The 23,927-nt window shown below is 48.4% G+C and carries 19 protein-coding genes; 14 read left to right on the forward strand and 5 right to left on the reverse strand.

Annotated features, from left to right (window positions below):
* Positions 1-27 precede the first annotated feature (27 nt).
* The 4 genes from DWZ44_RS13180 to murC form a co-directional block, all read right to left on the reverse strand.
* Complete coding sequence (locus DWZ44_RS13180) at positions 28-1,218, reverse strand: ribose-phosphate pyrophosphokinase (protein WP_022463223.1); 1,191 nt, start codon at positions 1,216-1,218, stop codon at positions 28-30.
* Entirely contained in the window at positions 1,215-2,213 is a 999-nt protein-coding gene (locus DWZ44_RS13185; RefSeq protein ID WP_117805048.1) for an ATP-binding protein, read from the reverse strand. Before DWZ44_RS13185 ends, DWZ44_RS13180 begins: the two co-directional genes overlap by 4 nt.
* A gap of 21 nt (positions 2,214-2,234) precedes the next feature.
* Entirely contained in the window at positions 2,235-3,398 is a 1,164-nt protein-coding gene (locus tag DWZ44_RS13190; protein ID WP_117805049.1) for a DnaD domain protein, read from the reverse strand.
* 537 nt (positions 3,399-3,935) lie between these two features.
* Positions 3,936-5,327 carry a UDP-N-acetylmuramate--L-alanine ligase gene (gene murC, locus DWZ44_RS13195; protein ID WP_117805050.1) on the reverse strand — a complete coding sequence of 464 codons (1,392 nt, stop codon included), beginning with the start codon at positions 5,325-5,327 and terminating at the stop codon, positions 3,936-3,938.
* Between the two features lie 562 nt (positions 5,328-5,889).
* Here murC and DWZ44_RS13200 point away from each other — a divergent pair.
* The 4 genes from DWZ44_RS13200 to DWZ44_RS13215 all read left to right on the forward strand — a co-directional run bounded on the left by DWZ44_RS13200 (position 5,890) and on the right by DWZ44_RS13215 (position 10,045).
* Complete coding sequence (locus tag DWZ44_RS13200) at positions 5,890-7,161, forward strand: glucose-1-phosphate adenylyltransferase (protein ID WP_117802608.1); 1,272 nt, start codon at positions 5,890-5,892, stop codon at positions 7,159-7,161.
* Between the two features lies 1 nt (position 7,162).
* Positions 7,163-8,278 carry a glucose-1-phosphate adenylyltransferase subunit GlgD gene (gene glgD / locus DWZ44_RS13205; protein ID WP_022463228.1) on the forward strand — a complete coding sequence of 372 codons (1,116 nt, stop codon included), beginning with the start codon at positions 7,163-7,165 and terminating at the stop codon, positions 8,276-8,278.
* Between the two features lie 28 nt (positions 8,279-8,306).
* On the forward strand, positions 8,307-8,597 hold the full coding sequence (gene spoVG / locus DWZ44_RS13210) for a septation regulator SpoVG (RefSeq protein ID WP_022463229.1): 291 nt from the start codon (positions 8,307-8,309) through the stop codon (positions 8,595-8,597).
* Positions 8,598-8,977: 380 nt separating this feature from the next.
* Positions 8,978-10,045, forward strand: a complete 1,068-nt coding sequence (locus DWZ44_RS13215; RefSeq protein WP_022463230.1) for a P1 family peptidase — start codon at positions 8,978-8,980, stop codon at positions 10,043-10,045.
* A gap of 1 nt (position 10,046) precedes the next feature.
* Here DWZ44_RS13215 and DWZ44_RS13220 read toward each other — a convergent pair whose 3' ends face one another.
* Positions 10,047-12,017, reverse strand: coding sequence for a sigma 54-interacting transcriptional regulator (locus DWZ44_RS13220; protein ID WP_158565912.1), 1,971 nt, complete (start codon positions 12,015-12,017; stop codon positions 10,047-10,049).
* Between the two features lie 287 nt (positions 12,018-12,304).
* Between DWZ44_RS13220 and DWZ44_RS13225 the strand changes: the two genes are divergently transcribed.
* The 10 genes from DWZ44_RS13225 (at position 12,305) to DWZ44_RS13270 (ending at position 23,885) form a co-directional block, all read left to right on the forward strand.
* Positions 12,305-14,005, forward strand: a complete 1,701-nt coding sequence (locus tag DWZ44_RS13225) for a glutathione ABC transporter substrate-binding protein (protein WP_117805052.1) — start codon at positions 12,305-12,307, stop codon at positions 14,003-14,005.
* A 140-nt stretch (positions 14,006-14,145) separates the two neighbouring features.
* Entirely contained in the window at positions 14,146-15,066 is a 921-nt protein-coding gene (locus DWZ44_RS13230) for an ABC transporter permease (protein ID WP_117805053.1), read from the forward strand.
* A gap of 12 nt (positions 15,067-15,078) precedes the next feature.
* The gene (locus tag DWZ44_RS13235; protein WP_055226724.1) at positions 15,079-15,963 is read left to right on the forward strand and encodes an ABC transporter permease subunit; all 885 of its coding nucleotides are present in this window, start codon (positions 15,079-15,081) and stop codon (positions 15,961-15,963) included.
* Between the two features lie 15 nt (positions 15,964-15,978).
* On the forward strand, positions 15,979-16,992 hold the full coding sequence (locus tag DWZ44_RS13240; protein ID WP_117761727.1) for an ABC transporter ATP-binding protein: 1,014 nt from the start codon (positions 15,979-15,981) through the stop codon (positions 16,990-16,992).
* 1 nt (position 16,993) lies between these two features.
* Positions 16,994-17,986 (forward strand): ABC transporter ATP-binding protein, encoded by a 993-nt coding sequence (locus tag DWZ44_RS13245; RefSeq protein WP_117805054.1) that lies wholly within the window; start codon positions 16,994-16,996, stop codon positions 17,984-17,986.
* A complete protein-coding gene (locus DWZ44_RS13250) occupies positions 17,983-18,783 on the forward strand; it encodes a M55 family metallopeptidase (protein WP_117802603.1) in 801 nt (266 codons plus the stop codon). Before DWZ44_RS13245 ends, DWZ44_RS13250 begins: the two co-directional genes overlap by 4 nt.
* Before the next feature lie 43 nt (positions 18,784-18,826).
* Positions 18,827-19,918 carry a M42 family metallopeptidase gene (locus DWZ44_RS13255; protein WP_117805055.1) on the forward strand — a complete coding sequence of 364 codons (1,092 nt, stop codon included), beginning with the start codon at positions 18,827-18,829 and terminating at the stop codon, positions 19,916-19,918.
* Positions 19,919-20,014: 96 nt separating this feature from the next.
* Positions 20,015-20,755, forward strand: coding sequence for a gamma-glutamyl-gamma-aminobutyrate hydrolase family protein (locus DWZ44_RS13260; protein ID WP_055226730.1), 741 nt, complete (start codon positions 20,015-20,017; stop codon positions 20,753-20,755).
* Positions 20,756-20,884: 129 nt separating this feature from the next.
* Complete coding sequence (locus DWZ44_RS13265; RefSeq protein WP_158565914.1) at positions 20,885-22,195, forward strand: CapA family protein; 1,311 nt, start codon at positions 20,885-20,887, stop codon at positions 22,193-22,195.
* Positions 22,188-23,885 (forward strand): M20/M25/M40 family metallo-hydrolase, encoded by a 1,698-nt coding sequence (locus DWZ44_RS13270; RefSeq protein WP_158565916.1) that lies wholly within the window; start codon positions 22,188-22,190, stop codon positions 23,883-23,885. Before DWZ44_RS13265 ends, DWZ44_RS13270 begins: the two co-directional genes overlap by 8 nt.
* The last annotated feature ends 42 nt before the right edge of the window (positions 23,886-23,927 follow it).

The following is a 23,927-nucleotide window of genomic DNA, read 5'->3' on the forward strand; positions in this document are numbered from 1 at the left end:
CGGGTTCCAAATTCGAACCCTGGAGTATCAGATCTTCTCGTGATTCTTAAATTTCTTAATAACTTTCTGAATACGATCCGCCGGATCCAGCAGTCCGCTGATGGAGGCGTCGTGATTCAGCTTGTCGATGATGAGAGCGATATATTTGCTCAGGTCGCAGCTGATGTAATATTCGCGGGAGAGAAGCTCCGGTGTCTGGTATACGACGTTGGTGGTCAGAACTTTTGTGAAGAGTCCTTCCTCATAAGCCTTGTCGAATTTCTCCAGTCCGCTGGTGAACAGTCCGAAGGTCGAGCACATGTAGATGTTGCGTGCCTCACGATCCTTTAAGAGTTTGGCAACTTCCAGCATACTCTCGCCGGAGGAGATCATATCGTCGATGATGATCATATCCTTACCTTTGACATCAGCACCGAGGAACTCATGGGCAACGATCGGGTTGCGTCCGTCAATGATGGTAGAGTAGTCGCGGCGTTTGTAGAACATACCCATGTCAACACCGAGGTTGTTTGCCATGTAGATAGCACGGCCCATACCGCCCTCATCCGGGCTGATGACCATCAGATGATCCTTGTCGAGCTTCATATCCGGTGCATTGCGCAGGATGTTTTTGATGAACTGGTAAGCCGGCTGGATGGTTTCAAATCCATGCAGCGGAATCGCGTTCTGGACACGCGGGTCGTGAGCGTCGAAGGTGATGATGTTTTCTACGCCCATAGCAGTCAGCTCCTGCAGACCAAGTGCGCAGTCGAGAGACTCTCTTCCAGATCTCTTGTGCTGGCGGCTCTCATACAGGAATGGCATAATGACATTGATTCTGCGGGCTTTTCCACCGATGGCTGCGATGACACGCTTCAGATCCTGGAAGTGGTCGTCCGGAGACATGTGGTTGGTGTAGCCGCACAGAGAATAGGTCAGGCTGTAGTTGCAGACATCGAGCAGAATGTAGATATCGTCACCGCGGACAGATTCGTTGATGATACCCTTTGCCTCGCCTGAACCGAAACGCGGAACCTGAGACTGGATAATGTAGCTGTCACGCTCATATCCTTCATAGGCAGCGACATATTTTTCCGCAAATTCATTGCCGCGTCCTTTTCTCCAGCTGACCAGATAATCGTCGACCTTTTTTCCAAGTGCGGCGCTGCTGTTCAGCGGGATCAGTCCCAGTCTTCCGATTGGCAGTGTGTCAAAATGTCCTTCAGTTCCCTTACTCATGCTTTGGTTCCTCCCAAAAGTTTTTTCTGGATCCGAATATCGTTTCCAAAAAGTTTAATGATGGTGTAGTTACTTGAAATTCGTGAAAAGGTACGTTCCGAGTACGTCTCCATGAAGCGGTCAAGGGGCAGGTTCGTGGAGATGATCGTCGATTTCTTCCGCAGGATGCGTTCGTTGATGCAGAGAAAGAGCTGGGAAGAGACGAAGCTGTTGGTCAGTTCCGTACCTAAATCATCGATGATCAGAAGATCGCAGTCAAAGATATTGGCGTGAGCGTCTTTTGCTTCTTCTGAACTGGAAAAGGTGTGGCGTGCAAACAGGTCAAACAGATCAAATGCAGTAAAATAAATCACACAGAACGACTGCTCGATCAGCTCGCGGGCAATACAGTGCGAAAGAAACGTTTTTCCGACACCGGTGTCGCCGTAAAAGAAGAGATTTTCAAACGACGAGCCGAAATTGCGGACGAACGCCTGGCTTTTTTCGAGCGCGGCAGCAGCGGCCTCGCGGGAAGTGAGCGGTGTTCCGGTACTGGTCAGGCTGTCCGAGTAGTAATCCAGGGAGAACTGGCTGAAATTTTCGGTTTTCAGAAGCTCCTCCACGTTGGACTGCCGGTACAGAAGATCGACGGCAGCTTTTTTGAAGCAGGCGCATTTCTGCGTGCCGTCGATGTAGCCGGTGTCGCGGCAGAGCGGGCAGTCATACGTCAGCTCGAGATAGTCTGCCGGGTAGCCGTGCATGGAAAGAAGCGCCGCGCGTTCCTGGGAACGGTCACGGATGGCAGCATTCAGGTCGAGATCCATGGAAGCGTCTCCGTTCAGCATCGCTTTTGCTTTCCGGACCGAGAGGGATGCAATCTCGGCGTCGATTTCCGCAAGGCGCGGAATCTTTTCATAAGCAATGCGGATGTGCTCCTGCTGTTCTCTCTGGTGGCGGAGCTGCCGTTCGTTGTACATGCGCATAATCGCATCGTATTGCGGGTTTGTCAGTGCCATAGTTGTTTCGTCCTCCGGGCGTTATTTCAGAAGCTGTTCTTCTAACTTCTGGTAGTCGTATTCTCTCTGATGGAAATTGTTGAAGCGGTTACTTGAAGCAGCAGGAGCGGTTTTTCGTGCCGCATTTTGATCAGAAGCGGTTTTCTTCCTTTTCTGGTGCTCCGCATCGCGCTGTTCGACGTCTGCCATGGAGCGGACGCCCTGTTCCTTCCATTTGGAGAGAATGCCTTCCGCGTACTGGAAGCTCGGCTGGCCGATCTTGGAAACGGTGCGCTGACAGGCTTCCGTGATAAGATCAATCGTAAAACCGTAGGTATTCAGCCAGCGGTCCATCATCTCGGCTTCTTTTTCCACCGGTGCGCGGTTGCGGATGCCGAATGCTTTCAAAATTGTGTAGTAATGTTTGTTGAATGTCGTGGTCTCCTGTTTGGCAGAGGCAACATCGCGGATTCCGCTTTCCTGCCAGGCGAGTCCTACCTTTTTCAGGTAGTGGATGCTGGTGCTTCCCTTCGAAACACAGTATTCCACCAGGTATTCCAGAAGATCCGCGGAAAAGTGGAGATCATCATAGAAAAACATGATGCATTCGATTTCCGTCGGCGACAGAAGATGACCGAAATACGTCTGCGCAACGTAAAGAACGTGCTGCAGTTCTTCGCGGCTGCCGGGAGCGTGTTTTTTTTCTGCTGACTGTCCGGAAATACCGGAACTGGAAAGATCATCTGCCGGAGAAGAGGCAGATGGGGCAGAAACGGCCGGCTGTGATGATGGAGCCGGGGTCTGTTCCGTCTGCGGGATTTCAACGGATACAGCAGAAACAGCCGGTGCAGCCGCAATCGGGCCGGAAATCGAGGATTCCGGTGTTGGAAGGATTCCGCTTTCTTCCTTCCGTACAAGCGGCAGAAAGGCGATTCCGGTCGGAACGCTTTCCCCGGCGGTGTAGGAGAGCGAGAGGAGTCCCTGCTTCTCCCAGTATTTCAGCGCACGGACGATATCGTTTTCCGTGCAGGAAAAAAAATCTGCCATCGATGACAGAGTGGAATCCTGCTGATGATCCTTGACCAGCTTCAGCAGATAAAGGTACACTTTTACAAATTCTCCGTTGGCTGCGGGCATATATTGTTCCAGAAAAAGATCCGGCACAGCAGTCACACTGGCCAGGCAGTCATTGTTTAATGTCAGCATACTCAAAATTACACCATCCTGTTCTTATCGTGCGGCAGATTTTTACTTTTAGCGATCTGTTTTTTATTATACGTCTTGCCTTCTCATACACAATCAAGTATAACACAGTATTTTCGACAAGTGAATAGGTGTTTTGCGGAAAAAAACATTCCGGGAAAAAGGCACGGTGGATGAAAAAGGACTGTGGACAATGTGGATAATGTGGAGAAATCTGTTTTGTGAAATATTATCATCTACCAAAAATGTTGAAAAATGGAGGAAAACAGGGAAGTATAGGACTTTCTGGTGATATCGTTATGTAAACAAAGTTATACACAGGGAATCCACATTGTGTGGATCGTAAAAATGTGTATAAAATTGTGGACAATGTGGATAACTCTGAAAACAGGCGAAAATACAGGAAAATAGCTGTGAATAAAAATGTGCGTAACTATTTGGCGAAAAGACAGATTGTGTGGATTCGGAGTAAAAAAAGACCCTGCGGAAAAAGGAAAATTCCATATTTCCGCAGGGAGCAGGTGAAGCGAAAGAATGATTTTATTTTTCGGAAGCAAGAAGCTCCTCGCCGATTTTTACAACGTCTCCGGCGCCCATGGTGATCAGCATGTCGCCCTCGGCAAGATTTTCGTTCAGATAGTTTTCGATTTCCGCAAAGGATGGGAAATATTCGCAGGCAGTGCCGAGTTTTACAATGCGCTCCTGGATATCTTTGGAGGAGATGCCGAGCGTATCGGTTTCTCTGGCTGCGTAAATATCGGCGAGAACCACATGGTCTGCCAGGGAAAGAGCGGCGGCGAAATCATCGAGCAGCGCTTTCGTTCTGGTGTAGGTATGCGGCTGGAAGACGCACCACAGTGTTCTGTGCGCACAGTTTTCAGCGGCTTCCATCGTTGCACGGATTTCGGTTGGATGATGCGCATAATCGTCGATCACCTTTGCTCCGTGGTATGTACCCTTATACTGGAAACGGCGGTCGGTTCCGCGGAAGGTGGCAAAGCCTTCGTGGATGGCGTTTTCCGGCAGCTGCAGTTCATCGGCCAGTGCAATGGCAGCCAGGGCGTTGGAAACGTTGTGAAGTCCCGGAACCATCAGCGTATAGCGACCGCGCAGCTCGCCACGGCAGATGCAGTCGAAGGACGGGTGATCGAACTCATCGTAGGTGATGTTGGCAGCGGTATAATCAGCGACAGACTGATTCTCCAGCGCGTAGGTGACAATTTTGCAGCCAAGGCCTTCGGTTACGTAATCGTATTTCGGCGTATCGGCGTTGATAATCAGCATGCCGTCGGCCGGGAGCAGACGGGCAAATTCGCGGAAGGAATGGCGGATGTCATCAATATCCTTAAAAAAGTCAAGATGATCCGCATCCATATTGAGGATGATGCCGATTTTCGGGAAGAAACTTAAGAAACTGTTGGTGTACTCACATGCTTCGGTCAGGAAAGTTTCGGAATGGCCGACACGGATATTTCCGCCGATGGACGGAAGAATACCGCCGACAGAAATCGTTGGGTCACAGTCGGCTGCCATCAGAATGTGGGAGAGCATGGAGGTTGTCGTCGTCTTTCCGTGGGTACCGGAAACGGCGATCGGCGTATTGTAGTTGCGCATGATCTGTCCAAGCAGTTCAGCACGGGTCAGCATCGGAATGCCGGCAGCTTTGGCGGCGGCAAATTCCGGGTTGTCCGGGTGGATCGCTGCGGTGTAAACGACAAGGTCGATGCCAGGAATGATATTTTCCGCCTTCTGGCCGTAGAAAACCTGCGCGCCAAGAGAAGTCAGGTGGCGGGTCAGGTCACTTTCCTTTGCATCGGAACCGGAAATCGTAAAATTTTCTTTTAAAAGAATTTCAGCAAGGCCGCTCATGCTGATGCCGCCGATGCCGATAAAATGTATATGGATTGGTTTACTGAAATCTACTTCGTACATAGTATCTCCTTCAATGTGTCTTTTCACTGAATTGGGGAAATTTTCTCAATTAATTATAGGAAAGAACAGAGCAAAATCCCAAGCCGTTTCCCCGGAATCCGGCCGGAACTGTTCTGGCTAATAGTATACACGTATTTGCCGGAAAAGTAAAAGAAAAAAAGCACAGGAAAATGAAAATGAAATAAAAAATAATAGATAAACATTATAGAACAGATCATGTGCAAAATGCAATGTTGCAAAATGAAAACGACGGGAAATGACAAAAACTGGTAAAAAAATAATAAACGGTTTGTCGAAAATTGTTGAAAATCATGATGCGATTCTGACAGGCTGAAAAATGCATAGTCAAAAGTAATAAAATATAAGAAAAAAATAAAGAAAAATTATAAAAAACGTTCACAATGTGACGGAAGTGTGGTATAATTTACCTTGTAGTTATCAAAGAAGTGCGTGGATATGAAAAGCCAGGACCGACAGGGGATCATTTCTGAAGGCAGACAGGAAGTATGCCGTACATTCTTACAGTTACTGCAAATCTTTAGATACGACAAGAGGTGATTGCATGATTAAGAAAGAGATGATAGCAATGCTGCTGGCAGGCGGTCAGGGAAGCCGTCTCGGTGTGCTCACGGAGAAAGTGGCAAAACCGGCAGTAGCATTTGGCGGAAAGTATCGAATCATCGACTTCCCGCTCAGTAATTGTATCAATTCAGGAATTGATACGGTAGGCGTACTGACCCAGTATCAGCCGCTGCGGCTGAATACCCATATCGGAATCGGTATTCCGTGGGATCTCGATAAAAACGAAGGCGGCGTAACCGTTCTGCCGCCATATGAAAAAAGTACAAACAGCGAATGGTATACAGGAACTGCAAATGCAATTTACCAGAACATGGCTTATATGGAAACATACAATCCAGAATATGTTCTGATTCTTTCCGGCGACCACATTTACAAAATGGATTACGAGGTGATGCTTGACTATCACAAAGCAAACCACGCAGATGTGACCATCGCATGTATGCCGGTACCGATCGAAGAAGCAAGCCGTTTCGGTGTCATGATCACAGACGGAAACGGAAGAATTACCGAATTTGAAGAAAAACCGGAGCACCCGAGAAGCAACCTCGCTTCTATGGGCATCTATATTTTCAGCTGGAAAGCATTAAAGGAATCTCTGACAGCCCTGAAGGATCAGCCGAGCTGTGACTTCGGAAAACACATTCTGCCGTACTGCCGCGACAACGGAAAACGTCTGTTTGCGTATGAGTTCAACGGCTACTGGAAAGATGTCGGAACGCTTGGCTCCTACTGGGAAGCAAATATGGAGCTGATCGATATTATTCCGGAATTCAATTTATATGAGGAGTTCTGGAAGATCTATACCAAAGGTGATATCATCCGTCCGCAGTATGTTTCAGGGGACGCTGTCGTCGACCGCTGTATTATCGGCGAGGGCGCTGAAATCTACGGAGAGGTACATAATTCCGTCATCGGTGCGGATGTGCGCATTGAAAAGGGTGTTGTTGTAAGAGATTCTATTATTATGCGCCACAGCACAATCGGCGAGGGAACCCAGGTCAATAAGGCCATTATTGCAGAAAACGTACATGTCGGCAGGCATGTTGTGATGGGCGTTGGCGAGGAAGCGCCGAACGTCTTAAAACCGAATATTTACGGATTCGGACTTGTGACCGTTGGAGAAAAGGCAGTCATTCCGGATGGCGTAACCATTGGAAAGAATGTCTGCATTTCCGGCGAAACTTCCCTTGAGGATTACCCGGATGGCACACTTCCGTCCGGCGGAGCAATTGTAGAAAAGGACGGTGAGTAATATGAGAGCATTGGGAATTATTCTTGCAGGCGGTAACAACAACAAAATGAGAGAGCTGTCCAATAAAAGAGCCGTTGCAGCTATGCCGGTCGCAGGCAGCTTCCGCAGCATCGATTTTGCGCTGTCAAGCATGGCAAACTCTCATATTCAGAAGGTGGCTGTCCTGACACAGTACAACGCCAGATCCTTAAATGAACATTTGAGCTCTTCCAAATGGTGGGATTTCGGAAGAAAACATGGCGGTCTGTTTGTATTTTCTCCAACCGTTACATCAGATAACAGCTGGTGGTACCGTGGAACGGCAGACGCGATCAGTCAGAACCTGACATGGCTGAAAAACAGCCATGAACCGTACGTAGTCATCGCATCGGGAGATGGCGTATACAAACTGGATTTCAATAAGGTACTGGAATACCATATTGCAAAACGTGCGGATGTTACCGTGGTATGCACGGATTCCAAGGAAGCAGATACCAGCCGCTTCGGCGTCCTGAAGATGAATGAGGACTGCCGCATCGAGGAGTTCGAGGAAAAACCGATGGTTTCGAGCTCCAACGTGATCTCTACCGGTATCTATGTCATCCGCCGTCGCCAGCTGATCGAAATGATTGAGCGCAGCGCACAGGAAGACCGCTACGACTTTGTAAAGGATATTTTAATCCGTTACAAAAACCTGAAACGGATTTACGGATACAAGATCAATACCTACTGGAGCAACATTGCTACCGTAGATTCCTATTACAGAACCAACATGGATTTCCTGAAACCGGAGGTAAGAGATTACTTCTTCGGACAGTATCCGGGCATCTACTCCAAGATCGACGATCTTCCGCCGGCAAAATACAATCCTGGCTGCACAGTGAAAAATTCTCTTGTATCCAGCGGCTGTATCATCAACGGACAGGTTGAGAACTCTGTTTTGTTCAAGAAGGTATATGTTGGAAACAACTGTGTGATTAAAAATTCTATCATCTTAAATGATGTATATCTCGGAGACAACACTCACATTGAAAACTGTATTGTGGAGAGCAGGGACACCATCCGTGCAAACTCCTATCACTGTGGGGAGGACGGCATCAAAATTGTTGTCGAAAAAAACGAAAGATACGCCATCTGATTATGGGGTGAAAGGGGCATAAAAGTTTATGAACATTACAGACGTGAGAGTACGCAAGGTAACAAAAGAAGGAAAAATGAAGGCGGTTGTGTCTATCACAATCGATGACGAATTTGTTGTACATGATATCAAGGTGATTGAAGGAGAAAAAGGACTGTTTATCGCAATGCCGAGCCGTAAGGCTACGGACGGGGAGTACCGCGATATCGCACATCCGATCAACTCCGGAACCAGAGAAAAAATTCAGACCATTATCCTGAAACAGTACGAACAGGCGATGGCAGAAGCGGAAGCAGAGGAAGCTGCTGCAGAGGCCTGAGCAAAAAGGAAGAAAGAATGCCCCCGGGCGGAAAACGGAAGTGGTTACGTTTTCCGCCCGGGGGCGTTTTTGTCAGTAAAAACAAAGATGACGATATACAAAAGTATATCGCCATCTTTTTATGAGGGGGGAGATAGTGAGTGGTTTATCAACTATCCGAGCTTTATTATAAAAGGAATATGTGAGCAAAGTGTGTCCAAATTCTAAAAGAAATGGAAAAAATATAAAGAAAAGAAGAAAAATTGTGGGAAGAGGTATGGACAGAAGAGAGAAGAGAGCGTAAAGTGAGAGAAAAATGTATCTTCGGAGTCTTTTTTGTGCCTGTATTTGCGTGAGCTGAAAAATTCCGGGAGTACATCATAAAAAGAGGAGGAAACAGGATGAAACAGAAAAGAATCAGTGATTACGGATATCGGATCGGACATCATGAAAATGGACCGCGAAACAAAATTACAGATGTGCCTGGTGTGCGGGTAGGCCATGCGACGGTGGAAAGTGGCAATCAGCATACCGGAGTGACGGTGATTGTGCCGGGAGAAGGCAATCCGTTTCTGAAAAAGTACCTGGCGTCTGCCTACGTGCATAACGGTTTTGGGAAAACGTGCGGTCTTGTGCAGGTACAGGAGATTGGAACTCTTGAAACGCCCATTGCCCTGACCAATACACTGAATGTTGGAAAAGTGGCGGATGCCATGATTTCATGGATGATACAGCAGACCCGAAAAGAAGGGGAAGATGTTTTTTCCATCAATCCGGTTGTCGGAGAATGTAATGATTCAAGGATCAATGAGATTTGTAACCGGGTAGTGGGGGAAAAAGAGCTGTATCAGGCACTGGAGCAGGCGGATACAGACTTTGCGGAAGGTGATATCGGTGCCGGAACAGGAACGATCTGCTATGGGCTGAAAGGGGGAATCGGATCGGCATCCCGCACGCTGGTGCTTGACGGAAAAACATATACCATTGGTGTTCTGGTACAGTCAAATTTCGGGGCAACCAGAGATTTGAAAATCAGTGGAAAACCGGCAGGAGAGAAGATTCTGGAGCGGATCCGGAAGGAAGAATGCGGAAGCAGCGCCGAAGACCGGGGATCGATTATGACGGTTCTGGCAACAGACCTTCCGGTATCGGAGCGGCAGCTGTACCGGATTATCCGCCGCTGTGGAGTCGGAATCGCCAGAACAGGAGCCTACACCGGCCACGGAAGCGGTGAAATCATGATCGGATTTACAACAGCAAACCGCGTAGACACAAAGAGTACATGTGAGGTGGAAGCGTGCGCCCGGATAAAAGAAGAAAAAATCAACGAGGCATTTGAAGCAGCGGCAGAGGCTGTGGAGGAAGCGATCCTGAACTCTATGGTAACCGCAAAGGAAAAAAGAGGCCTGGACGGAGCCAGATACCGCAGCCTTGCCGAATTTCTGGAAACACCGGGATTTCTGAAATAAATTATTTTTCCAGAACCATACGCCCCAGCTCGGAAATTTCACATCCGCCTTTTGTCCGGTGCACGATGAGATAACCGGCGGAAGAAAGCTCTCCGAGTACGGTGCGCAGAGCCGCTTCGGATACAAAGGTTTCTCCGTCGGCCAGTCCGTTTTTGATTGCCAGGCGGCCTGCTTTCGGATGCGTCGATACGAAAGAAAGAACCTGATATTGAAGGGCGGTGAGGGAAACGTCAGCCATCTGGCGGGAGCGGAGGTATGTCGGCAGATCGGAAAGCTGCAGCTTATGGCTGCTGTACCGGGTAAACAGGCTGCAGGACAGATTGTACAGCTCATGAATATTTCCGGGGTACGCATATTCCTTCAGAAAGCGCAGAAGCCCTTCCGAAAAGATCCGGTCGCAGGTCATATCGGTGTTGTGGAAAAACTGAAGCAGAAAGTAATTGAGAAGATCGGGAATATCCTCCCTGCGTCTGCGGATCGGGACTGTCTGAAGCTCGGAAGCACTTAAAAGATGAAAAAGCTCCCGCAGGAAGGTTCCTTTTTCTACTTTTTTGTAAAGGTTATCATCCGCAATAGCAATGATACGCACATCGAAACGGCGGGTTTCCGGTGCGGAAAAGAAGTTACCATGAACATTGGTAAGAACATTGACCAGCAGATCCTGAATGGAAAGCGGAAAACGGTCCACCTGGGAGAGGACGAGTGTGCCATGGTTGGTTTCGGCAAGAAGCCGGAGCAGGGAGGCTTCGGTCAGATCATTTCCCGGAGAGTGAAGAACGGAAAACGGATAATGGTGGCGGCGCGAAAAATTGTGGATCGCACGTGCGAGTGTCCGGCGCTGTGTACCGCTTTCTCCCTGGATCAGAATCGGAAAATCAAAAAGTGCAAGATGTCTGGCCTGCGCCATCAGATTCTGGACGGAATCTGCGTGGGACAGGGAAAGTGAAAAGGTACGGGAGGAAGCGAAAAAAGTGCTTTCTTCCGTTTTTTCGTCTTTCGATACCGACATTTCCATGGATCTGCTCTCGGGAAGAAACGCAAGAAAAACAGGTTCTGTATCCGGAAAAACCATAGAGAGAACGCTTAACGTGATCTGTGTTTTCTGATCCGAAAGGAGAATGGTCCAGTCACCGTTGCGGTCGAAAGCAGTGTCCGCGTAGGCAGGCGGAAGACATTCCGAAAAAGGCTGTCCTTCAAAGTTGGAGGAAGGAAGCGAGAAGGCATGTGCAAATTTAGCGTTCATGAACTGAATGCGGCCATCCGCACCAAAAAGACAGATGCCAATGGGAAGAGAGAACAGGATCACCTGCATGAGCTGTTCGGTCTGTACATAATTTGTATAGTAAGTTTCTGAGGTCTTGACGGTGTGAAGAATCTGATTGACATAATTGCGCGATACACGGTTTACGGTCTGCAGAGGAATGTTGAAATATTCGCAGAGCTGTAAAATAGTGGAAATATCGATGATGCGGTTGCCGATATCCAGCACATTGGGAATGCGGGAAGGAACGAGCTGCGGCTCTCCGGCGGTGATGGCAAACTGAATGTCAGACTCGGTATCCTTGCATCCGGGATAAAACGGAACAAAGTCATATTGGGTGATGCCGCATTCCTCAAGCTGGGAAATGATAGCGAGCGTGGAATATTTATCATCGTTTACCAGATAGACACGTTCGTGCGGCGGAATTTGAATGATTTTATCCAGGAACATGTGGTTGAAAACGCGGTCGCAGGGGAGCTGCAAAATGGAGGAGTCAAGGGTAAGCGGAAAGGTTTCCATGGCGCGTGCGGTTGGGAAAAGGACGCACTGGTATCCCCGGAAGAGAGAGGGGTCTGTGGCCTGCTCTCTTAAAAGGGTATTGAAGGTGAGATATTCACCGAGCACAGAGTGAAGATAAGACTGAAATTCGGAAAGCATTCGTTTCCGGGAAGAAATGATCAAGACGTTGCCAAGCTTTTGTGTTCTGTTCATAAAGGGTCCTCTTTTCCTGCTAAAAAGTGGTAATGGGTTAAAAATTAGGATAATTATATCATTTTTGACGAAAATAAACAACCTAAATGCAAAAAGACAAAAAAGAAAAGAAAAAATCAGGAAGAATGCTTTGACATAGTGACGCATTACATCTATAATACCGATTAAGCAAAGGGGCTGTAAAAAAAGGTAAGGCATCTTTGCTCTTTTTTATATCATGGTTCTGTTATCTGTGAAAAGAAAGAACAAAGAAAACAGCAACACTTGCAGAAAAGGAGGAGACAACAATGAAAAAAAGACATGTAATGCGTGCTCTGGTTGCAGCAGCAACGGCACTGGCACTGACAGCATGTGGATCGACAGGTTCTTCTGACACAAGTAAGAGCACATCAACAGCATCCGCTGCATCGACCTCATCCGGTTCAGAAGCAGGTACGGAGAATACCATCACGATTCCGGCAGGCGAGTCGGTATCCCAGGATTCTGATGTTACGGCAATGGTAGCTGTAGACTTTACCACCATGGATCCGATGGATACTTCCGATACACTTTCCGGTGGTGTACAGCGAATGATGATGGACGGTTTGTTTGGATTTGATGAGAATATGCAGATCATTCCGATGCTGGCAACCAGCTACGAAGCAAATGACGAAGCAACCGAGTATACGATTCATCTTCGTGAGGGCGTAAGCTTTACCGATGGAACTCCGTGGAATGCAGATGCCCTGATTGCAAACGTAAACAAATGGGCAGATAAGAGCCTTGGACTGAAACGTACTACATTCCTCTGCAATGTTCTGGATCATGCAGAGAAGGTAGATGATTATACCGTTAAAATTTATTTAACACAGTCATTCGGTGCTTTCATCAGCAACCTGGCACATCCGGCTACGCTGATCATGAGCCCGAAACAGATTGAAGCAGGAGAAGATGCCTGTGCACAGGCACCGGTAGGAACCGGCCAGTACAAATTTGTTGAGTGGGTTGCCGGTGACCATATGAAGGTAGAGCTGAACAAAGACTGGTGGGGATATGACGCAGACGTCTGCGGCGGAACTGCTCTGGCAGATGCAGATGCAGGATTTAAGAGCATCACATTCAAACCGGTTGCAGAAAGTGCTACCCGTGTATCTGCAATTCAGGCAGGTGACGCACAGATTATGTGGTCTGTACCGACCGAAAGCGTTGACACCTTAAAAGGTGACAGCAACGTATCCGTTGGAATGGGCGACAGCATCGCCGTATGGTACTTCTTCATGAATACACAGAAAGCACCGTTCAACGATGTTAAGGTTCGTGAGGCAATGGCTTATGCAATCAACAAAGAGGCATATATCCAGGTCGTTATGAACGGTTACGGTTCTGTGGCAACTTCTATGGTAGGAGAAGAAGTACAGCACTACAAAGGAAATGATCCGTATTCCTACGATCCGGAAAAAGCAAAAGAGCTGTTAAAGGAAGCAGGATATCCGGATGGATTTACCACAACACTGATGTACAGCAACACGACAGCAAATCAGAAAAAAGCAGAGTTCTACAAACAGCAGCTTTCTGAGGTTGGTATTGATCTGGAATTGAACGGAATGGAAAATGCCGTTCTGAATGAAAAGGTTCAGGGAGCTGACTGCGCAGGAGCAGATGCCGAGGTTGACTGCTACATAAGCGGATGGTCTACTTCCACCGGTGATGCTGACTGGGGACTTCGCCCGATGCTGGCAACCGAGTCTGAGCCGCCGATGAGCTTCAATATCAGCTACTATGAGAATGAAAAAGTAGATCAGCTTCTCAAAGACGGTCTTGCAACTGCAGATGAAGACAAACGTGGTGAGATCTATGGAGAAGTACAGGATATCGTATGGAAGGATCTCCCGCTGCTCTGCATCGCAAGCGATAAAAACATCTGGGCAACCAGCAACAACATTACCGGAGTATATCTGTTAGGCGATGGAAGCATCGGCATGAGAAATGCCAGAATGGCAGCCGAATAACGGCAGACTGAAACAAGGATATGAAAAAGACCCCGGCGTCCTTCCGTCAAAAGAGGGCGCCGGTTTCTTACAAACAGGAAAGCAGGCAGTGATCCGTGGGATTGTACCTGTAGGATAAGCATGAAAGTAGGAGATACAATATGCCAAAATATATACTGAAGCGTATTGTGGGTACGATCCCCACACTGATTATTGTTGTTACATTTGTATTTTTCTTTGTCCGCCTGATTCCGGGAGATCCGGCGAGACTCGTTGCAGGAGAGCAGGCAACACAGGATGACGTAGAGGCAGTAAGAGAAGAGCTTGGCCTCAATAAATCCATTCCGGCACAGTATGTTACCTATGTGACAGGACTTTTAAAAGGAAATCTCGGAACCTCCCTTCGCACAAAGCAGCCGGTTACAAAGGAGGTTGCGGGAAGATTCGGAAATACCGTTCGTCTGGCATTTGTCACATTGCTGTGGAGCTCGGTTGTTGGTGTGCTCTTTGGTGTGTGGTCCGGAACACACCGGGGAAAATGGCAGGATTATACCGGAATGACGATTGCGGTCTCGGGTATTTCGCTCCCCTCGTTCTGGATCGGCTTTCTGCTGATTATGCTGTTTGCGGTAAAACTGCGAATTCTGCCGACAACAAGCGGAACAAGCCTGAAAAGTCTGATTATGCCGTCGATCACGCTCGGCGTCGGAATTGCAGCCGTGATCGCACGATTTACAAGATCCTCCATTATTGAGGTTTTAAAAGAAGATTACGTCAGAACAGCAAGAGCAAAAGGAATCAAAGAAAAGGTTGTGATCTGGAAGCATGTTTTCCGCAACTCCATGATTTCCGTCGTGACGGTTGTGGGTCTGCAGTTCGGCTTTCTGCTGGGAGGTTCTGTTGTCACAGAAACGGTATTTGCCTATCCTGGCCTTGGCTCCCTTCTGATTGAATCGGTCAATTACAGAGATTATCCGGCAATCCAGTCCCTGATTCTGATCTTTTCGCTGCAGTTTATCGTCATCAACCTGATTGTCGATATCCTCTATGCGGTTCTGAATCCGGAAATTAAACTTCAGTAGGAGATGAGTGGAATGAAAGAAAAGAAAAAAGTACAGACCGAGAACCAGGAGAGAATTAAAACTCCGTTTTCTGAGATGGTTCGAAAATTTAAAAAACAGAAAAATGCAGTAGTTGCGCTTTGTTTTATCATTTTTCTCATTTTCCTTGCGTTTTTCGGAAGCAAAATTGTGCCGTACGGAATCAATGAGTATGATTATAATGCGATTCTGCAGGGACCAAGTATGAAGCACCTGTTTGGAACGGATGAGTTTGGACGGGATCTGTTTTCCCGTATCGTCTGTGGAACCCGGATTTCACTTGCAGTCGGATTCGGCGCTGTTACGGTCGGTGCAGTCTGTGGTACCATTCTCGGACTTCTGGCCGGATATTACGGCGGATGGATTGATTCTATTATTATGAGAATCTGCGATGTCCTGTTCGCTTTTCCGGGACTGATTCTTGCAATCGCCATCGTGGCAATCCTCGGAAGCGGCATGACAAACGTTGTGATTGCGGTCGCTGTCTTTTCTACACCGACCTTCGCACGACTTGTCCGAAGCAAAACGCTGACCCTGAAAAATTCCGTTTTTGTCCTGGCGGCACGGAACATCGGTGTTTCCGATGCGAGAATTCTGTTTCACCATATTCTGCCGGGAGCCATTCCGGACATCATTGTACAGTATTCCATGTCATTTGGATCTTCCATTCTGACGGCATCGAGCCTTTCCTTCCTGGGAATGGGAGCACAGCCGCCGACACCGGAATGGGGACTGCTTCTTTCCAACGGAAGAAACTATATGACGAGCGCAATGTATGTGACGATTTTCCCGGGTCTTGCGATTTTCCTTACCGTACTGAGCTTTAATCTGTTAGGCGACGGACTTCGCGATGCACTCGATCCGAAACTTTCCGATTGATAAGGAGGAGCAGAAGTGGCTACTGATAACGTACTTGAGATAAAAAATTTACATACGTATTTCTATACCGATGGCGGTGTGATCAAAGCAGTAGACGGTGTCGATGTGGAGCTTCGACGCGGCGCAACGCTTGGCATCGTAGGCGAGTCGGGAAGTGGAAAGAGCGTGACATCCCTCTCTGTGATGGGATTACTGGCCGGAACGAAAGGAAAAATTGCTGATGGCGAAATCCTGCTGGATGGCGATGACATTGTAAAGCTGACGAAGGAACAGCAGAGAAAGCTGCGCGGAAGCAAAATTTCCATGATTTTCCAGGAACCGATGACCAGTCTGAATCCGGTCATGAAGATTGGAGACCAGGTGGCAGAATGCGTTCTGCAGCACGAAAAAATATCAAAAAAAGAGGCACTGAAAAAGGCAGAGGACATGCTCCGGAAAACGGGTGTTCCGCGTGTGGAGCATATGATGAAGGAGTATCCGTTCCAGCTTTCCGGCGGCCAGAGGCAGAGGGTCATGATTGCCATGGCACTTGTATGCAAGCCGGAAATCCTGATTGCGGATGAGCCGACGACTGCACTGGATGTAACGATTCAGGCACAGATTCTGGATCTGATGAATCAGCTGAAAAAAGAGACAGGTACATCCATCCTGTTTATTACACATGATCTTGGCGTCGTTGCAGAGGTCTGCGATGATGTTGCCGTTATGTACTGCGGCCGCGTGGTAGAGCGCGGAGATGTAAAAACAATTTTCGCCAATCCGTCCCACCCGTATACGAAGGGACTGCTGGGATCGATTCCGAGACTGGGAGACGCCGGGAAAGAACTGAAGTCGATTCCGGGTAACGTTCCAAACCCGAAATATATGCCGAAAGGCTGCAAATTTGAGCCGCGATGTCCATACGCTTCGGAAAAATGCCGCGAGGAAGAACCGGGATTTTTCCAGATCGAGGAAGGCCATATCAGCAGATGCTGGCTCTGCGAAAGCGGACAGCTCAAAACAGATCACGTAGAGAAGGCAGGTGACTAGGATGTCGGATACATTACTTAGAGTAGAGGATTTGAAAATTTATTATCCGGTTGCCGGAAGCGGATTTGGGAAAAAGGAATTCGTCAAAGCGGTAGACGGAGTTACCTTTGAGGTGAAAAAAGGAGAGGTATTCGGAATTGTAGGCGAGTCCGGCTGCGGAAAATCCACACTGGGAAGAGGCGTCTGCAAACTGGAAAATCTGACATCGGGCCATGTGTATCTGGATGGCGAAGATATTACAGAGTACAATGACCGGAGAATGCGTTCCGTCCGGAAAAAAGTACAGATGGTTTTTCAGGATCCGTATGCGTCCCTGAATCCACGAATGTCCGTTTTTGATATCATTGCAGAGCCGCTGCTGGTGCATCATCTGTATCAGGATAAAGCGGATCTGGAAAAGAAAGTGCTGGATCTTTTGCACAGGGTAGGACTGGATGACTACCATGCAAACCGTTATCCTCATGAATTTTCCGGCGGTCAGCGCCAGAGAATCGGAATTGCCCGCGCACTTGCGGTAGAACCGTCTCTGATCATCGCAGACGAACCGGTTTCGGCACTGGATGTGTCCATTCAGGCGCAGGTTCTGAATCTTTTAAATGAACTGAAGCATGACCTGGATCTGACCTATATTTTTGTTGCACATGACCTGAGCGTTGTGGAATACATCAGTGACCGTGTCGGCGTTATGTATCTCGGCAATTTCGTGGAGGTCGGAGAAAAAGAGAAAATTTACAGCAATCCGATGCATCCGTATACGCAGGCACTGCTTTCCGCAGTTCCGGTTCCGGATCCGACGGCAAAAAGAGAAAGAATTCTGCTTGAGGGAAGCATCCCATCCGCGCACAAGCCGCCGACAGGCTGCAAATTCCATACCAGATGTCCAAAATGCATGGAATGCTGCAAAACACAGGCGCCGGAGCGGTATGAAGTGGATGACGGACATTACGTATATTGTCATCTTTATGATAAAGAAAGAAGGGAACAGCAGAAATGAAGCTTTTTATCAGTGCAGATATCGAGGGCTGTGCCGGAGTGGCACTGACCGATGAAACACATAAGAAGGAAAGCGTATACCAGAGATTTGCAGAGGAGATGACCGAAGAGGTCGTTGCGGCATGCGAAGCAGCACATGAAGCGGGCGCGGATGAGATTGTCGTAAAGGACGGTCACGGAGATGCATCCAACATTGACCCGCTGAAAATGCCGGAGTATGTCACCCTGATCCGGGGAAAGAGTGGTCATCCGTATAATATGATGTATGGTATCGACGACAGCTATGACGGCGTACTGTATCTTGGATACCATGCACCGGCAGGAGATCCCAATTTTTCGATCAGCCACACATCGACAGGAAACAGCCTGTATATTCATCTGAATGGAAAAGTGATGAGTGAGTGCATGCTGAACAGCTATACAGCAGCATCACATCACGTACCGGTGCTGTTTCTTTCCGGAGATGAGGAGATCTGCCGTCAGGCCAAAGAACTGATTCCGGGCATTACGACAGTGGAAACGAAGCATGGTGTCGGTGCGGCAACGTGGTGCAAAGCGAAAGGAAAAGTGATATCCGAAATCCGGGAAGGGGTAAAAAAGGCAGTTGCCGGACAGAAAAAAGAGTGTCAGGTGGCTCTTCCGGAGCACTTTACATATGAGGTAACCTATAAAGACTGGAAAAAAGCGTACACGATGTCGTTTTATCCGGGAATGCAGAGGGTAGATACCTTCACAAATAAGCTGGAGACAGATCGCTGGATGGATATTGTCACAGCACACTGCTTTGTTGTATATTAAGAATATAAATCTGATAGAAACCCAAAGAAAAGAGGATAAAACAATGGATATAGAAATGTTTGGTAAGCTTTCCGATGCATTTGGACCAAGTGGATTTGAGGAGGATGTCATCCGTACCATAGCAGATTACTGCAAAGAATTTGATGTAGAAAATGACGCAATGAATAACCTGTATGTGCGGATGCCGGGAACAAAGCAGGATTCCCGTCCGGTCATCCAGCTGGATGCCCATCTGGACGCATGCGGTTTCATGGTACAGAATATCCAGGACAACGGATGCCTTGGCATTATCATGCTTGGCGGCTTTCATCTGACCAGCCTTCCGGCGCATGCGGTATGGATCCGCACCAGATCTGGAAAGATGGTACATGGTATTATCTGTGCGAAACCGGTTCATTTCATGACAACAGCAGAACGCAACAGCCAGACTCTGGAAATTGAAAAAATGTATGTGGATGTCGGAGCAACCAGCCGCGAGGAGGTTGAAAACGTTTTCGGAATCCATATCGGTGATCCGATGATGCCGGATGTAACCTTTGAATACGATGCAGAGCATGAAATCTGCTTCGGAAAAGCATTTGACAACCGTGCCGGCTGCGCATGCATCGTAGATACGATGAAACAGCTGGAAAAGGAGCAGGCTTCTCTTGCGGTTAATGTTGTCGGCGCCTTTGCAGCACAGGAGGAGGTCGGAACCCGCGGTGCTGTGGTAACAAGTCAGATTGTAAAACCGGACCTTGCCATTGTATTTGAGGGATCTCCTTCCGATGACTTTTTCATCAGCGCAGGACAGGCACAGGGCTGCATGAAGAAGGGTGTTCAGATTCGTATCCTGGACAACAGCTATATTTCCAATACGCAGTTTATTTCACTGGCCGAGGAAGTAGCAGAAAAATGCGGAATTAAATACCAGGAGAGCGTAAGAAGAGGCGGAAGCACAAACGCAGCAAAAATCAGCGTGACAGGAAAAGCAGTTCCGTGTCTGGTGCTTGGTGTTCCATCCCGCTATGCGCACAGCCATTACAATTTCTGCGCAAAAGAAGACCTGGAGGCAGCAAGCGCAATGGCAGCCAATGTCATTCGTGCTTTAGATGAGGAAAAGATCCGTCATATCTGCCATCAGGATGTACTGTAAAATATTCGATAACGAAAGAAAAAGCATGCCGGAAGCGGGTTCACAGGAAAGGTGAAGCCGTTTTCGGCATATCTGGTAAAAAAGGAGAGTTTACAAGTGAGAAAACCGATCATTGGAATCTTGGGAAATACGTATAAAACACAGCCGGGACTTTTTTCAAGTGCGGAGAGAATGTATGTCAACAGCGATTATATCGAATCAGTTCTGAACAACGGCGGAATTCCGATGGCAATTCCGGCAGTTGCCATGAAAGCGGATCCGGAAGGCATACTTGCTGTGTGCGACGGAATTCTGGTTCCCGGCGGAGAGGACTTAAATCCGTGGTATTATGGAGAAGAGCCAAAACCGCAGATCCAGACCATTCGCCCGGAGATCGACGAGGCATGGTTCGCACTTGGACGGGCAGCAAAAGAGATGGGAATGCCCATGCTTGGCATCTGCAAGGGAATTCAGTTTTTAAATGTCCTGTGCGGCGGTGATCTGTACCAGGATATCTATACACAGAAGGAAACCACAATTCTGCATCTGCAGTCCCTGGAGCGGTCGTATCTGCATCACCATGTGGAAATTAAAGAGGGAACCCATCTGGCAGAAATCCTCGGGGCGGGAACCCATGCGGTAAACTCCATGCATCATCAGGCAGTGCGTACGCCGGGAGAGGACATCGTGGTTTCAGCAACGGCGCCGGATGGAACCATCGAGGCGATAGAAAGCCGCAACGGACAGATTGTGGCCGTACAGTGGCATCCGGAAGGGCTGATCCACTCAGCGCCGGAGATGAACCGCCTTTTTGCGGATCTGGTAGAAAGAAGCAGCAGATACAGAGAGAAAAGGTAACGATTTGGAGCTATGTAAAAGGAAAGAAAAACCGGGATGGGACTTTTGAACCGTTACGAAAAAATAAGAATGGATAAAGATGCGATTCCAAAAGCAGAGAGCAGGAATCGTTCGGGAGGCAAAAAAAGAATGAACAGAACAATAAGAGTATCGGCGGCAGGTGATATTCTGATTATGAAACGGCTTCTGCCGGGATATCAGGATGTTTTGCCGATTCGCGAATTTCTGATGCAGGGAGAGGTTCGGATGGCGAATCTGGAAACGACGATATCGGACGGCAGCTGTTACGCATCGGCGTATTCCGGCGGAACATGGCTGACGGCAGATGCGAAGTGTCTGGAAGATACCCTGCGTTACGGTTTTAATTTTCTTGGGATTTCGAATAATCATACGATGGATTATTCCTATGAAGGACTTGCATCTACGATCAGCGAACTGAAAAAAAAGGATGTGGCATATGCCGGAGCAGGCAAAAATCTTTACGAAGCATCGCGTCCTGCCATTCTGGACACAACAGCGGGACAGATTGCGGTGATTGATATCTGTTCTACCTTTGAAAATGCAGCCAGGGCGGGAAGCCAGACGGAACGGCAGCCTGGCAGGCCGGGCTTAAATCCGTTGCGCTTTTCGGAAAAATATACCATTACGGAGAAACATGCGCAGGATCTTGCAAAGATTGCAGAGGTGACCGGAATCAACGGACTGCGGGATCTGCACCGGCAGGAGGGATTTATAGCTCCGCTTTCCGAGGGTGTCATGGAATTTGGCGGGAAAATGTTTGAAATCAGCAAGGACGGAACAGAGGGAAGAAGCTCCAGCCCGAATCCGATCGATGTGAAACGCACCGTCGATGCAATCCGGGAAGCGAAGATGACATGTGAGGCAGTCCTGGTTATGGTACATTCCCATGAAATCCGTAAGGACAATGACGAGGAAGCGGATTATTTTCTGGAGGAATTTGCACACGCCTGTATCGATGCGGGAGCCAGCGCGGTGATCGGGGGCGGAACGCATCAGCTGAAGGGAATCGAACTGTATCATGACTGTCCGATTTTCTACTGCCTCGGAAATTTTATTTTTGAAAATCAGTATGTACGCCTTCTGCCTGCGGACTACATGGAAAAATATGGTCTGAATATTCACACGGCAGCATCCATCGGAATCGCCAGGCGGCAGGAGCAGTCCTCACATTCCCTCTACGAAATTCCGGAGGTCTATCGGAGTGTGCTGCCGTATTTCGAGATCTGTCAGGGGAAATGCACACATCTGGAGCTTCTGCCGGTCGAGCTTGGTATGGACAGGGAAAACGCAGAAAAAAATATTCCGTACGTAGCAGACGAAAAAACAGCAGAAAAAATTGCAGAATATCTCACCCGCGTGAGCAAGAGATATGGAACAGAATGGGAATACAAAGAAGGAAGGATTGTACTTCATGCGTAAAAAATGGGAAATAGAAGAAGAATACCGAAACTTTTGCCGGAACAACAAAGAACTTGCGCTGCAGACGCTGCGGGAGCTGACACTGACCCCGACGGAAACGGGAAAAGAGGATCAGAGAATCGCATATTGCATGGAATGGATGAAACAGCAGGGCATGGAGTCGGTTCATACGGATGAGCTTGGAAATGTAATCTGGGAGTATCGGCCGGAACAGGAAAAGAAGGTTCTGTATACGGCGCATCTGGACACCGTGTTTTCGCTGGAGGAGCCGCTGGAGATCAAAGAAGACGGAATGATCTGGCGTTGTCCCGGCATCACGGACGATACCGTGAATGTTGTGATGCTTCTGATGGCGGCAAAATACGTTCATGAGACAGAGCCGGAGCTTCCATGCGGTCTGATTTTTGCAGCGGATCTTGGAGAAGAAGGGCTTGGCAATCTGTGCGGAGTTCGCGCGCTTGTCGACCATTATGAAAAAAATCTGTGCGGAATGGCAGCCTTTGATCTGTATCGGGATAAAATGTATCCCATCTGCATCGGGTCTGTCCGGTATCGGATTTCGGCAAAAACAAAGGGCGGTCATTCCTTCCTGAATTTCGGAAGAAAAAATGCTATTGCAGAGCTTGCGGGCCTGATCGGAGAGCTTTACCGTTTTCAGACGGATGCAGCATCTCATACAACATACAATGTGGGAAAAATAGAGGGAGGAACCTCTGTTAATACGATTGCGCAGGATGCCTCCATGCTGTTTGAATTCCGTTCGGAGGATTACAGGAGTCTGGAAGCCTGCGAAACATATCTGGAGGAGACCATAGCAGCACGCCAGAGTGAGGAGGTACAGTATTCCTGTGAGCTCGTCGGAAAGCGGCCGTGCGCAAGAGAAACCGATCCTGTCCAGATGGCACGTATGACGCGGTGCGCACAGAAAACGCTGAAGGCAGCCGACGGGGAAGAGGCGGTATGCTCTGAGGCATCCACAGACTGTAATATCCCATTGTCGCGGCATATTCCTGCTATCTGCGTCGGTTTCTGCCGGGGCGGGGGAGCACATACCAGAGAAGAATGGCTCGATGCCGCCAGCGTAGAAGATGGCATGTGTGCAGCCGTAGCACTCGTATGCCGGCTTCCGTGGATGTGCTGCGAGAGCAGAGTCGTTGTAAGGGACGGGATAGAGGATCGAAAAGAGAAAGAGGAAATCCGGCAGCTGCTGGAGCTGTGCGATCAGGATTTCGTTCCGCCGCTTTCCCACCGCAACAGTACATCCCAGACGAACTGGGCCGAGACGGAAGAAAAGACGGATGGAATTGCAGAATATCTGGAGAATATCTGCAGTCAGCATGTGGTGCTGTGGAAGGAAGAGGGAGTCGTGCGGGCCTTTATGACCTGGAAGGATCATTTTAACTGTGAGAATCTGGAAGCATATCCGGATTCCTGCTATCTGACCACCCTCTGCGTCTGGCCGGATTACCGCGGACAGGGAATTTCGGAGGTAATGTATGCAGAAGCAGAAAAGGACATCGCAGCAAAATTTCCGGGAAGCCGGATTACTCTCCGTACCTGGTCCACGAACGGGGCCCAGGAGCATATCCTGGACAAGCTGGGATATCGTCTTGTCCGGCGGCTGAAGGATGACCGGGGAGAAGGAATTGATACGGTTTATTTTGTAAAAAAGGAAGAAAACGACAGATAACATGGTGCTTGCAAATCGCAGCTGAAGATGTCATAATCGGAA

Source organism: Blautia sp. AF32-4BH (assembly GCF_003460565.1).
In the GTDB taxonomy this organism is placed as follows: Bacteria; Bacillota; Clostridia; order Lachnospirales; family Lachnospiraceae; genus Fusicatenibacter; species Fusicatenibacter saccharivorans.

What these genes read in the sequence shown, in the direction of transcription:
- DWZ44_RS13180 (WP_022463223.1), bottom strand. Translation starts at nt 1,218, where the DNA reads ATGAGTAAGGGAACTGAAGGACATTTTGACACACTGCCAATCGGAAGA.
- DWZ44_RS13185 (WP_117805048.1), bottom strand. Translation starts at nt 2,213, where the DNA reads ATGGCACTGACAAACCCGCAATACGATGCGATTATGCGCATGTACAAC.
- DWZ44_RS13190 (WP_117805049.1), bottom strand. Translation starts at nt 3,398, where the DNA reads ATGCTGACATTAAACAATGACTGCCTGGCCAGTGTGACTGCTGTGCCG.
- murC (WP_117805050.1), bottom strand. Translation starts at nt 5,327, where the DNA reads ATGTACGAAGTAGATTTCAGTAAACCAATCCATATACATTTTATCGGC.
- DWZ44_RS13200 (WP_117802608.1), top strand. Translation starts at nt 5,890, where the DNA reads ATGATTAAGAAAGAGATGATAGCAATGCTGCTGGCAGGCGGTCAGGGA.
- glgD (WP_022463228.1), top strand. Translation starts at nt 7,163, where the DNA reads ATGAGAGCATTGGGAATTATTCTTGCAGGCGGTAACAACAACAAAATG.
- spoVG (WP_022463229.1), top strand. Translation starts at nt 8,307, where the DNA reads ATGAACATTACAGACGTGAGAGTACGCAAGGTAACAAAAGAAGGAAAA.
- DWZ44_RS13215 (WP_022463230.1), top strand. Translation starts at nt 8,978, where the DNA reads ATGAAACAGAAAAGAATCAGTGATTACGGATATCGGATCGGACATCAT.
- DWZ44_RS13220 (WP_158565912.1), bottom strand. Translation starts at nt 12,017, where the DNA reads ATGAACAGAACACAAAAGCTTGGCAACGTCTTGATCATTTCTTCCCGG.
- DWZ44_RS13225 (WP_117805052.1), top strand. Translation starts at nt 12,305, where the DNA reads ATGAAAAAAAGACATGTAATGCGTGCTCTGGTTGCAGCAGCAACGGCA.
- DWZ44_RS13230 (WP_117805053.1), top strand. Translation starts at nt 14,146, where the DNA reads ATGCCAAAATATATACTGAAGCGTATTGTGGGTACGATCCCCACACTG.
- DWZ44_RS13235 (WP_055226724.1), top strand. Translation starts at nt 15,079, where the DNA reads ATGAAAGAAAAGAAAAAAGTACAGACCGAGAACCAGGAGAGAATTAAA.
- DWZ44_RS13245 (WP_117805054.1), top strand. Translation starts at nt 16,994, where the DNA reads ATGTCGGATACATTACTTAGAGTAGAGGATTTGAAAATTTATTATCCG.
- DWZ44_RS13250 (WP_117802603.1), top strand. Translation starts at nt 17,983, where the DNA reads ATGAAGCTTTTTATCAGTGCAGATATCGAGGGCTGTGCCGGAGTGGCA.
- DWZ44_RS13255 (WP_117805055.1), top strand. Translation starts at nt 18,827, where the DNA reads ATGGATATAGAAATGTTTGGTAAGCTTTCCGATGCATTTGGACCAAGT.
- DWZ44_RS13265 (WP_158565914.1), top strand. Translation starts at nt 20,885, where the DNA reads ATGAACAGAACAATAAGAGTATCGGCGGCAGGTGATATTCTGATTATG.
- DWZ44_RS13270 (WP_158565916.1), top strand. Translation starts at nt 22,188, where the DNA reads ATGCGTAAAAAATGGGAAATAGAAGAAGAATACCGAAACTTTTGCCGG.